We start from the raw sequence: 12,299 nt of genomic DNA on the forward strand, positions 1-12,299 counted from the left end.
GACAGATACAATCATGGAAATGGTAGATATGTTGAGAATGTATTCGCTTTTTTTCTTGTGCCTGTTGTTACATATTAAGCAGAGCAACGGACAATCGACATATTATTTGTCTTCAACAGGTCGTGACTCAAATAATGGACTTACTATCGATTCTCCATTTCAAACATTGGATAGGATTAACTCAGTTATTTTAAAACCTGGCGATAAAGTACTATTCAGGCGAGGAGATATATTTAGAGGAACGCTAAGAATACAACAATCCGGAACTGCTGTAAACCCGATTATATTTGATGCATATGGAAGCGGAGAAAAACCAACAATAGCAGCTTCTACAACGCTGAGTGGATGGACACAGGTAAGTGGAAACATATGGCAAGCGTCATGTCCTTCTTGTAATAGTGTAGTGAGTGGGGTATTTATGGATGGCTCTCCTTTACCTTTAGGGAGGTTCCCAGATTTGGATGATCAAAATAGAGGCTACCTAACTGTCTTATCACACGAAGGAAAGACAAAGTTCTTAAGTCGTGAGAGCTTGGCAGAATCTTGGGTTGGGGCTGAAGTAGTCATCCGACCGACACAGTTCATATTAGATAGAGCAGTTGTTACGCAGCAGAGTGGAAACTCAATCACAATTGCAAACAACTCAGTTTATGATTTGGCAGATGGTTTTGGGTTCTTTTTTCAAAACCATCCAGCAACACTCAGTAAAGATGGAGAATGGTATTACAACCCTTCAAACAAGTCAATACTCATATTAGATACAAAGGGCAAGGTGAAGAGTTCAACTGTAACTGCAACGGCACAGCCTGGAGCAGTTATAGGCTCTAATATCTCGTATGTAAACATTCAAAATATAAAAGTGATTGAGGCTTTGAATACTAATCTTTCATTTGCTTTTGTCTCCAATCTTAATGTTAATAATGTTGATATATTAAATGCAGGTGAAGATGCTGTAGGTTTTTATGGTACTGGAAGTAACGTCGTTTTTGAGGATAACCTCATACACAGAGCTAATAATAATGCAATTGACATAATTGATTATTCAAATTCGGTATTTAGGCGAAATGTTGTCAGGGATATTGGGTCTCAAGCAGGAAGAGGAAAAAGTGGTGATGGGCAATATAGAGGAATTACTTCCTTCAGTACAAGAGGTATATCAATAAGTGAAAATCTAGTGGATAGTATTGGATATTCTGGAATAACTTTCTTGGGCAATTCTACAATACAGCGTAATGTGGTGTCAAACTTTTGTCTTACGAAGAGCGATGGTGGTGGACTTTACACGGTAAATGAGAGTAATGTAAGTACAGTAAAGTCTATTGTGACTGCAAATGTTGTAAAGAGTGGAATTGGTGCTATTGCAGGTCAGCCTGCTAATTTAGGTGGGGCTGCGAATGGAATATATTTAGATGATTGTACTAGATCAATTGAAGTTACAAACAATACCGTTTATTCGTGTAATGGTCTGGGCATTTATCTACACGCTACAAATAGCGTTAGTGTTGTTAATAATACAAGTTACGATAATAATGAACAGTTTGTTATATATCATAATTTTGGACGGTGTCCAGCTAGAAGCAATATAGTTCAAGGAAATATATTCGTCGCGAAAAATGTGTCACAAGGGGTAGCAAGATATGAGACAATCTCTAATGACTTAGGTAACTATGGCACATTCGATAATAACTACTATGCAAGGCCATTCGACGACGCAATAAAAATATTAGTTGGTTACAGTATCAACAACAATCAAGTTACAAGTTACCTTTCGCTTGCAGAGTGGCAACGACTGTTAGGAAAAGATACTAACTCAAAAGAGAGTCCTAGAATATATGCACCGTTCACATTAAATCAGATTATTGGGCAGCCAAGACTATATAGTTCTTTTGATAATGATGTGAGCGGATGGTATCCAACAAGTTACTATAATAATGGACAAGCTTCTTATGACAATACGGGAAAAATTGATGGGGGAACCTTAAGGGTAGACTTTCCGTCGCCATCTGGACAGCAAGGTTCTTACTCGTTTATATATAATGGTATAGGTTCAGTGGTAAAAGGCAAAAGTTATCTTTTGAAGCTTGATGCAGTAGCTAACTCTTCAAATAAGGCAGTACAAGTATTTATTAGACAGCGCAACGCGCCTTACAATGACCTTGATGAGCGTTATAGTTTTATTGTAAATAATGTAAGGGGCCGATTTGAAGTTGCTTTTACTGCTAAATATGATGAGAGTGATGCAATCGTTATGATTCGTGTTGCGGAGGATGGTCAAGTTTTATGGCTTGATAACATTAGCTTTCAGGAAGCGGAAATAACTAAGGTTGATGCGGATAAGTACATAAAGTTACTCGTGAACCCCTCACGAAATGACACGGAATTTAACTCAAACGGAAGTTTTGTTGATGTAGCAGGGAAAGCATATAGTGGTTTAGTAGGTATTCCTTCTCTATCGTCACTATTACTGTTTAGAACAGAATTAACGCCTGTTGACGTTAGTCTTTCCCTGCAAGCAGCGAAGAGGAGCATCAAACCTAATGAGCTTGTACAATACACACTGAGTGTAAAAGCGAATAGTACAATGCCTAACAGCATTTCAGTTCCTGTCACTTGGAGTGCGTCATTACCCAATAATTTACAGTTTGTAAATGGAAGCGGGATAAGTTTTTCATCTGGTAATATTAGATCAGACCTTACCTATTTAAATTCTGGTAGTACAAAAAACTTTACTTTTACTTTGCGTCCATTAGTTGATGGAATTTATCGATTGTCGGCACAGGTTGCTACCTCGAACTTTCTAGATCCGGATAGCGAACCGAGCTCTGGAACAGAGGATGGAGAGGATGACTCAGCTACTGAAGAGGTTAGGACATTTCAAACAACAAGCTCAAGTCCTGTATTTGTGTCGCCAAACCTAATCCAAAGACCTCTACCTCCACCCTTTAAGGCGGAAGTAACACCAAGTCCGGATAAAGCAGACCTAAGCTTATATATGGTTTATGGTAAAATGGATGCCAAAGTTAATGACATCATTAGTTGTACGTTAACAGTTAATAACGCGGGAGGTCGTGATGTTAATACTGTACAAATACAAAAGATTTTACCAACTGGCCTTTCATTTTTGGATGGAGAAGGGTGGTTTGTAGAAGCGGGGATTTTGAAAAATAACTTAGGCGTTATTAGATCAAACTCAACGAGAGTCATCAATTTTAGAGTCAAAGCTGCGCAGACTGGTTATTGGAGTAGTAATGCTCAGATTGCAACTACTGATGTTCCTGATTCTGACTCAGTACCAGGAAATGGATTTCTTAACGGTGAGGATGACCAGGCGCGTGTTGAAGTTAGGGTACGATAGCCTTTTTGTGAATCAGCTTTAATTAACTGAACTTAAAAAGGTTTAAAGAGGAGTGTTTAATTGAATCAAAACACAGAGAATGATGAATACAAAACTTTTATTGGCCAATATATATTTTCTGATGGTCTATAGTTACAGTACTATAGCTCAGACAAATTTCGTGAATACACAGCCATCTTCATCTACGCCTGGTTCTGATAATACAATTATTGGAGTCGGAGCTGGTAACCTTAACATGAGTGGAGCTTCTAATACAATAATTGGTAGGGGCGCAGGTAGTAATAATATGGCAGGAACTCAGAATGTTTTTCTGGGCGCGCAAGCAGGAACTAAAAATTCATCCGGTCAAAACAACTCCTTTATTGGATATAATGCAGGATTAAATACTTCTACAGGTTCTGGTAATTCATTCTTTGGTAGTTTTTCAGGCTTGAATAATGTCAGTGGGCATAGTAATGTATTTAGTGGATATAACTCTGGGAGATTTAATACAACCGGTAACTTTAATGCTTTTATTGGCACAGGTGCTGGCTACTCAAATTCATCTGGTAGTGATAACACTTTTACAGGTGCGGATGCCGGCGGCAGTAACACAGTGGGATACGAGAACGTTTTTGTGGGTTCTCAGAGTGGCACTTCCAATGTGGACGGCTTTAATAATACGTTTTTGGGAGCCAGAGCTGGACAAAATAATACCACTGGCTACGGCAATACCTTTTTGGGGGCTCGCGTAGGCATTAGCAACACCACTGGTTTTTACAATCTTTTTCTAGGGAACATCGCTGGGCAGAACAACGTAAGTGGAAGTTATAATACCTTCCTGGGCAACGGGACGGGGGCAGGTAACACCACCGGAGAGTATAATACGTTTGTTGGCCATAATGCTGGTTTGAACAATGTGGGCGGAAGCAACAATATTTTCATGGGACGTTCAGCAGGGGTCGCTAACTCAGGCGGCTCGTTGAATGTGTTTATTGGCTTTCAAAGTGCCTCGAGCAATACAACCGGTAGCTTCAATACAATGTTGGGTAATGCCGCAGGGGCTGCTAATACAGTTGGCGAATACAACACCTTTGTTGGCCACACGGCTGGTCAGGATAACCAAACGGGAGCAAATAACGTAGCAATTGGTCGGGCCGCGGGGACTAATAATCTCAGTGGAGGCTTCAACACGTATGTTGGTTTTGCTTCTGGAGCATCAGCTGGTCAGAATAATTTGACGAACGCTTCTGCATTTGGGGCAAATGCGCAGGTAAGTGTATCGAATGCGGTTGTGTTGGGCAACAACGCCAACGTAGGCATTGGCACCTCGGCCCCATCAGCCAAGTTGCACGTGGTATCGTCAACGACCAACACGTCGGGCTTGCGGTTGCAGAACCTGACGTCATCGTCGCCGGCGACGGCGTTGGCGCAGACGAAGTTTCTGACGGTGGATGCGAGCGGGAACGTGGTGCTGGGTAGCCTGAACAACTCGGCCCGTGAGGCCTCTGCATCGGTGGGGGAGAGCTACTGGCAGCTGGCGGGCGGTCGTTTGCAGAACAGCTCAGGCGAAGCGGTGGTGATTGGTCAGGGGATCAACAAGCTGAGCGGGAACTACGGCTTGTACGTGGAGAAGGGCATCCTGACCGAGAAGGTGAAGGTGGCTGTGAAGAACAGCGCTGACTGGAGCGACTATGTGTTTGCGCCGGCGTACCGGTTGCGGAAGCTCTCGGAGGTGGAGTCGTTCATCAAGGCGCACGGTCATCTGCCCGACGTGCCGAGTGCTGCGGAGGTGGTACGTGAGGGGGTAGACATGGCCAAGATGGATGCCACCCTGCTCCAGAAAATCGAAGAACTCACGCTATATATGATCGAATTGAAGAAAGAAAATGAATTTTTGAAAAGAAAGCTTCACTTGATTGAAGAAAAGGTGTATAAGCAGGATGATAAGTAGTGCGTCGATACTTTGCAAATCATCGCGAATTGCGTCGCATTGTATATTTGCGGCCAAGTCTTTCAAACTGATATAATTTTTTCATGAAAATTGCTCTTGTGCAGGATGGTCTCATGTGCCGTGGAGGTGGGGAACAAGTTGCTTTATGCTTTCACAAGGCATTCCCTGCTGCTCCGATTTATACACTTTGTTACGGCTCAGAGCTTACATTTCCGGAATTTAAGGAATGTGATATAAGGCCATCGTGGTTGCAGAATTTTGTAAAGACAGATGAGATGATGAAAAAAGTATTCTTTCCTTTCGGAATACTTGCAATGAAGTCTCTAAACTTGAGCGATTACGATGTTGTTTTAATGTCTGGTACGCATTGCGCCAAATATGTCAAAACACACAAGAGAGCTCTAGTAATAAGTTATAGTTTTACTCCGTTTCGTTTGGCTTGGGACCCAGCATCATATCCGCAGTACGTATTGTCAACAGGATGGAAACGTATGTTGTTTGATCAAGTGATTTCTATTTTACGAACCATAGATAAAAATGCCGCCCAACGGCCAAATCATTTTGTTGCAATGACTGATGAGACGGCAGATCGTCTGAGAAACGCTTATGATAGAAATGACGTGATAAGAATAATTAATCCGCCAGTTAAAGTTAATAACTTTAATGTTTCCCCAGGTGATAAGAATTCCTATTTCCTTGTTGTATCTAGACTTGAGTATTACAAAAAAGTAGATTTAGTAATTGATGCTTTCAATGAGTTGGGATACAGGTTGGTTGTTGTTGGTAAGGGCACCCAAGAATCGGAAATAAAAAATAGGGCAAAGAGTAATATTGAATTTATGAGTGGTTTATCAGCAGAAAAGCTAGCTGAAGTGTATGCGAATTGTCGAGCTTTTATTTTTCCACAGCATGAAGATTATGGAATTACTCCTCTTGAAGCTAATGCATGTGGTAAACCAGTGATTGCTTATGGAGCTGGCGGTGTTGTTACAACTCAGATACCCGTAGGTGATGAAAGCAGTGTGGCTAATTCCACTGCGATTTTTTTTGAAGAGCAGGATATAAATCATTTAATAAACGCAGTAAAGAAGTTCGAGAGGTTAGAGCCTTTTTTCGATCCTCTTTTTATAAGAAAGAATGCTGAGAAGTTTGATGAAGCTATCTTTATAAGCAAAATACAGAAGTATGTAAAAGAAATGTACAGGAATACGTTTGTTGAAGAAGAAGTTCTTACTCGTTAAATCAAATATCATTTTTTAGGGGAAGCATATAGATAGGCAAAGTATATGTCCTGTCTGCGGTCCGCAAATTCATTTATAAGCGAAAGGTGGTAGTTTTTGAATCAATTGGATACGAATAATAAAAAGTACTTGATTTTCATTTCGAAACGTGCTGACGTAAATATTTTAATCATAAATTTCGGCACACATAAATATGACAACGATGATAAGAGCACTACTTGTTACTGTTCTGGCACAACTCGTATGTATGACTGTATTAAAAGCGCAGTCGATCGAGACACCAGCGAACACAGCACTTACCGTGACTAGTGATATGAACCTAAATAGTGGTAAGTCTGTCCAAGTTGACGGTGCCAGCTATATTAAGTTGAATTTGGCTTCGAGCCGAAATACTGTTATGGGCTTTGGCGCTGGAGCTAATATGGCAGCAGGCAGCCAAAATACATTTCTGGGCTCTCAATCTGGCGGCAGTAACACAGTGGGATACGAGAACGTTTTTGTGGGTTCTCAGAGTGGCACTTCCAATGTGGACGGCTTTAATAATACGTTTTTGGGAGCCAGAGCTGGACAAAATAATACCACTGGCTACGGCAATACCTTTTTGGGGGCTCGCGTAGGCATTAGCAACACCACTGGTTTTTACAATCTTTTTCTAGGGAACATCGCTGGGCAGAACAACGTAAGTGGAAGTTATAATACCTTCCTGGGCAACGGGACGGGGGCAGGTAACACCACCGGAGAGTATAATACGTTTGTTGGCCATAATGCTGGTTTGAACAATGTGGGCGGAAGCAACAATATTTTCATGGGACGTTCAGCAGGGGTCGCTAACTCAGGCGGCTCGTTGAATGTGTTTATTGGCTTTCAAAGTGCCTCGAGCAATACAACCGGTAGCTTCAATACAATGTTGGGTAATGCCGCAGGGGCTGCTAATACAGTTGGCGAATACAACACCTTTGTTGGCCACACGGCTGGTCAGGATAACCAAACGGGAGCAAATAACGTAGCAATTGGTCGGGCCGCGGGGACTAATAATCTCAGTGGAGGCTTCAACACGTATGTTGGTTTTGCTTCTGGAGCATCAGCTGGTCAGAATAATTTGACGAACGCTTCTGCATTTGGGGCAAATGCGCAGGTAAGTGTATCGAATGCGGTTGTGTTGGGCAACAACGCCAACGTAGGCATTGGCACCTCGGCCCCATCAGCCAAGTTGCACGTGGTATCGTCAACGACCAACACGTCGGGCTTGCGGTTGCAGAACCTGACGTCATCGTCGCCGGCGACGGCGTTGGCGCAGACGAAGTTTCTGACGGTGGATGCGAGCGGGAACGTGGTGCTGGGTAGCCTGAACAACTCGGCTCGTGAGGCCTCTGCGTCGGTAGGGGAGAGCTACTGGCAGCTGGCGGGCGGTCGTTTGCAGAACAGCTCGGGCGAAGCGGTGGTGATTGGGCAGGGGATCAACAAGCTGAGCGGGAACTACGGCCTGTACGTGGAGAAGGGCATCCTGACCGAGAAGGTGAAGGTGGCTGTGAAGAACAGTGCTGACTGGAGTGACTATGTGTTTGCGCCGGAGTACCGGTTGCGGAAGCTCTCGGAGGTGGAGTCGTTCATCAAGGCGCACGGTCACCTGCCCGACGTGCCGAGTGCTGCGGAGGTGGTACGTGAGGGGGTAGACATGGCCAAGATGGATGCCACCCTGCTCCAGAAAATCGAAGAACTCACACTCTACATGGTAGAGATGCAGAAAGAAGTAAGCTCACTGCGTAAGGAAAACGAACAACTGCGTCGGAAAAGCAGTACTATGCAGCGTCAGATCAAGCAGATTCGCCAAACGTCTAAATAAGTGTCAGCTATGATAAAAGTAGTACTGTCGGTAGTGGCTCTGCTCGCTGTGGGGGGAGTAGCTATGGCTCAGGAATATCCCGTTCGGCAGGAGATTGCCCGGACGATGCAGGCTGGCGCGACGATTGAAGAGCGAGCGGTTGAGCATATTGTGGCCCGGAATGCAGTTACCCAACGGGCAACGGTTCTGTACGAGGCTGGTCGGTCGATTACGTTACAACCGGGTTTTACCGCGGAGGCAGGCGCTGTGTTTGAAGCCAGTATTGCCAACGTGGTTTCGCGGACGGTGAGTAATCCCGAAAATCGGGTGATGACCGTTTCGGCGGCTCCCAACCCGTTTGCGGATCAAACGGTTGTTGATTATAACCTGCCAAACGCTGCCCGTGTAACCCGTACGCTGACTGATGCGCAGGGGCGGGTGATGGAGCAAACCAACGAAGACGGTGTTCAGGCAGCCGGTCAGTACAAAGTGAATGTACGCGGAGGCCATTTGCCGGCCGGTTTGTACATTTATCAGATTCAGACCGACAACGGCTCTAAGTCGATTCGTTTGATTAAGCAGTAGTAATTCAAATAGTTTGTGAAGGGGAGATACGCCGGGTGTATCTCCCCTTTTTTGTTTTACTACAACACCCGGGTTAGGCTTATCTACAGGTTAGGGGCTGTTGACCAAAAGGTGTAAGTTTGTAGCTTGTTTATCCCGACCCATTAAACTATGCTGTTGAGTCGTAAAGTGCTTTTGGTGGTTAGCTTGTTCGCGATTCGCCCATTGTACGGACAATCCGTTAAGCTCCCCGGGCAGTACGATACCGAGATTGGCGGCTATACGTCGTCGGCTGGTCAAACGCCTTTCTGGCAGCAATCGAATCAGTTTGGCGTTGTCCCCACCCGCACACCCGCCCTAACCCTCCGGGCCTCGGCCCATGCTGAGTACGATACCAGCAAAGCCCGAAAAAGTAAGTTTGACTATGGCTATGGTGCACGCGTTGTGGCCAATGCCGTAACGGACGGAAGAGTACTCTTGCCTGAATTATACGCCAAGGTTCGGTTTGGAGCCCTGGAGGCATCCGTAGGGCGCCGACAGAGGATATATGGCCTGGTTGATACTACACTAAGTTCGGGTTCGTATAGCTGGTCGGGCAACGCACTGCCTATTCCGCAGATCGAGCTGTCGGTACCCACGTTTACACCTATCCCGTTTACCAAAGGATGGGTCTCGTTCAAAGGCTCATACGCCCACGGGTGGATGAACCCAACTGGGTTCGTGAACCATTCGATGCTGCATCAGAAAACGCTCTATCTGCGGATTGGTCGGCCTGCCGATAAAATCCGGCTGTATGGTGGCTTTACGCATCAGGCGGTTTGGGGAGGAGAAATCAATGACCTGTCGCTAATCAATAACCCGTCTATTGCGAAAGAGAGTCAGCTACCCGCCCGCTTTCGCGACTATGTGTACGTAGCGACTGGCTTTCGGCTAGGCCGCCCCGACGACGAGGATAGGCTGGCTAATTTTGACTACACCAACCGGATTGGTAATCATTTGGGCTCAGTTGATGTGGGTGCCGATGTGAATCTGGGCAGGTTCAATCTGTTTGCGTATCGGCAGCAGCTTTTTGATGATGGTTCTCTGTACTATTTCATCAATATTGCCGATGGTCTTAATGGCTTACGGCTCCGTCAGCGTAACCCACAGGCTGTTGTACGCGAGATTCTGGTCGAATTTCTACAGACAACGAGTCAGGGCGGAGACGTTTTCGATTTGACCACGTCTAATCCTAAGAACCGGGGCCGCGATAATTATTTTAATCACTCGCAGTTTCGCGATGGATGGTCGTATTGGCAGCGGGGTATTGGTACGCCGTTTATTACGCCGGCTTTGGGACCCAATGGCGAATGGCCCTTCGGAATTTTTACCAATAACAACCGGGTGCGGGTTTTTCACGTAGGTATGGCTGGTAGTTTACCCGTCGGGCAAGTTTTGGCATGGGCCGGGCCGGTCAGCTATCAGGCCAAATTTTCGTTCAGCCGGAACTATGGTACGTACAGTGAGCCTTTTTCTGCCCCGCTCGATCAATTTTCGGGAATTTTATCCTTGTTGCTACCGTTTGGCCGGGGGGTTGCCGTATCCAGTTCGTTGGGGGTTGATTCGGGTGAATTGTACCCTGCCAACATTGGATTGTATCTGGGCTTGCGAAAAGTTTGGCACAAAAAATCTGTAGACTAACTGCCTGATAATTCGAGAGATAAAAAAGACGGATAGTGGAAATATCCATTATTTTTGCCGGATACATTTTGTAAACCGTTCGGTAACTTTCTGAACGGAGGCCCCAAAATGGCCTGTATATTTAGGGCTTAGAAGAGGTTGGAAGGTGCTGGCGAGTTAAGCCTGATGAAGGTAAGCAGTTGATTGGCTTCTATTTATGACCTAAGTTTTAATGAGACACAGGTATTCTGTTTTTTTCCTACCCTTGCACATTCTGGCCGATTTCTTTTGCCTGAATGCGGCATTTGTATTGGCGTACAATGTAAAGTTTGGGTCTGTTAGTGCGGTTGCTGAGCCACCTTATGCTACGTTATGGCTCGTTTTTAACTTAGTGTGGCTGGTCATTGCCATTATCCTGAAGCCTTACAATTTTCCCCGTCAACTTTTTAAGATTGATCACCTGCTGAAAAAGCAGGCCATGGTTATTGGAGTGCACGTAGCAGCCATTGCGGTATATTGGGTTTTTACACAGGCATACTATTATTCGCGCGATCATCTGTTTTACACGTACATCCTGTTTTTTCTTTTAGGGGCTGCGTACCGCATTGGCGGGCTATTGTTTCTCCGCGAGTATCGGGCAAGGGGGTATAATAATCGGCGCTACGTAGTGGTCGGGTACGGTAAACTCTCGAAGACGATCACCCGTTTCTACGACATTCACCCCGAAATGGGCTTTCGGTTTTGTGGGTTCTTTGACCATAGTTCATCCGAAAACAGATTGGCCCTAAAAGGTGGGTATGAGGATCTGGCAACGTATATCCGTGACAACCAAATCGATTGCGTGTACTGCTGCCTACCCTACATTGACAATACGTACCTGCGTCAAATTGTGGATAATGCTGATGATCTCGACTATCAGGTAAAACTCCTGGTCGACTTCCGGGGCTTTCTGTCGCGGGGGACTTCGGTTGAATACCATGACTTCCTGCCTGTTCTTAATCTCTCGTCCCAAATCCTTGAAGATTTCCGGGTCAATGCGCTTAAGCGCGCGTTTGATATTCTGTTCTCTTTAGGCGTTATCGTATTGGGATCGCCAATTTTTGTTGCCGTGGCTTTGGCCACCCGGTTGTCGTCGAAAGGGCCGATTTTCTACGCGCAAGAGCGCGTTGGCCGGGAGGGGATTCCGTTTACGATCTACAAGTTTCGGAGTATGTACGTCAATTCGGAGAAAGCCGGCCCATCGCTTTCCCAGGGTTTACAGGACAACCGGATTACGCCCTGGGGTCGCTTTATGCGTCGGACCCGGCTCGATGAACTGCCTCAGTTTTTCAACGTGCTCAAAGGGGATATGTCGGTGGTTGGCCCCCGGCCGGAGCGGCAGTACTTCATTGATCAGATTGTGGAGATTGCCCCTGAGTATCGCGATTTGCTGAAAGTGAAACCGGGTATCACGTCGATTGGGCAGGTGAAATTTGGATATGCTGCCAACGTCGATGAAATGGTGAAGCGGTTGCGCTTCGACTTGCTATATCCCGAACGCCGTTCGTTCGGTCTGGACATCTGGATTATTGTTCAGACCGTGCGTGTCATGATGCAGGGGCGCGGCCAATAGCTGTGTCCGTTTGGGTTAAACCACTGGAAACCGATCTGTAAACCGGCTTCCAGTGGTTTTTTATTGGCTTTTAATTATCTTGACGTTGACCTCCTGTGGGGTTCGTGTTTACA

At 45.3% G+C, this 12,299-nt stretch carries 7 protein-coding genes; all 7 read left to right on the plus strand.

Annotated features, from left to right (window positions below; all coding sequences use genetic code 11):
- Positions 1-13 precede the first annotated feature (13 nt).
- The 7 genes from F5984_RS17230 (at position 14) to F5984_RS17260 (ending at position 12,186) form a co-directional block, all read left to right on the plus strand.
- Positions 14-3,355: a right-handed parallel beta-helix repeat-containing protein gene (locus F5984_RS17230; RefSeq protein WP_152125444.1), complete on the plus strand. Its 3,342-nt coding sequence runs from the start codon at positions 14-16 to the stop codon at positions 3,353-3,355.
- 922 nt (positions 3,356-4,277) lie between these two features.
- On the plus strand, positions 4,278-5,288 hold the full coding sequence (locus F5984_RS17235) for a bZIP transcription factor (RefSeq protein ID WP_246169076.1): 1,011 nt from the start codon (positions 4,278-4,280) through the stop codon (positions 5,286-5,288).
- Positions 5,289-5,371: 83 nt separating this feature from the next.
- On the plus strand, positions 5,372-6,529 hold the full coding sequence (locus F5984_RS17240; protein WP_246169078.1) for a glycosyltransferase: 1,158 nt from the start codon (positions 5,372-5,374) through the stop codon (positions 6,527-6,529).
- An 805-nt stretch (positions 6,530-7,334) separates the two neighbouring features.
- Positions 7,335-8,372, plus strand: coding sequence for a bZIP transcription factor (locus tag F5984_RS17245; RefSeq protein ID WP_246169080.1), 1,038 nt, complete (start codon positions 7,335-7,337; stop codon positions 8,370-8,372).
- Positions 8,373-8,381: 9 nt separating this feature from the next.
- The gene (locus tag F5984_RS17250) at positions 8,382-8,936 is read left to right on the plus strand and encodes a T9SS type A sorting domain-containing protein (RefSeq protein WP_019988353.1); all 555 of its coding nucleotides are present in this window, start codon (positions 8,382-8,384) and stop codon (positions 8,934-8,936) included.
- A gap of 150 nt (positions 8,937-9,086) precedes the next feature.
- A complete protein-coding gene (locus tag F5984_RS17255) occupies positions 9,087-10,595 on the plus strand; it encodes a capsule assembly Wzi family protein (RefSeq protein ID WP_152125447.1) in 1,509 nt (502 codons plus the stop codon).
- A gap of 211 nt (positions 10,596-10,806) precedes the next feature.
- Complete coding sequence (locus F5984_RS17260) at positions 10,807-12,186, plus strand: exopolysaccharide biosynthesis polyprenyl glycosylphosphotransferase (RefSeq protein ID WP_152125448.1); 1,380 nt, start codon at positions 10,807-10,809, stop codon at positions 12,184-12,186.
- Positions 12,187-12,299: the final 113 nt, after the last annotated feature.

The sequence above is a fragment of the Rudanella paleaurantiibacter genome, assembly GCF_009184635.1.
GTDB lineage: Bacteria > Bacteroidota > Bacteroidia > Cytophagales > Spirosomataceae > Rudanella > Rudanella paleaurantiibacter.

Excerpts from the sequence above, each read along its gene's own strand:
- F5984_RS17230 (WP_152125444.1), top strand. The coding sequence starts at position 14 with ATGGAAATGGTAGATATGTTGAGAATGTATTCGCTTTTTTTCTTGTGC.
- F5984_RS17235 (WP_246169076.1), top strand. The coding sequence starts at position 4,278 with ATGGGACGTTCAGCAGGGGTCGCTAACTCAGGCGGCTCGTTGAATGTG.
- F5984_RS17240 (WP_246169078.1), top strand. The coding sequence starts at position 5,372 with ATGAAAATTGCTCTTGTGCAGGATGGTCTCATGTGCCGTGGAGGTGGG.
- F5984_RS17245 (WP_246169080.1), top strand. The coding sequence starts at position 7,335 with ATGGGACGTTCAGCAGGGGTCGCTAACTCAGGCGGCTCGTTGAATGTG.
- F5984_RS17250 (WP_019988353.1), top strand. The coding sequence starts at position 8,382 with ATGATAAAAGTAGTACTGTCGGTAGTGGCTCTGCTCGCTGTGGGGGGA.
- F5984_RS17255 (WP_152125447.1), top strand. The coding sequence starts at position 9,087 with ATGCTGTTGAGTCGTAAAGTGCTTTTGGTGGTTAGCTTGTTCGCGATT.
- F5984_RS17260 (WP_152125448.1), top strand. The coding sequence starts at position 10,807 with ATGAGACACAGGTATTCTGTTTTTTTCCTACCCTTGCACATTCTGGCC.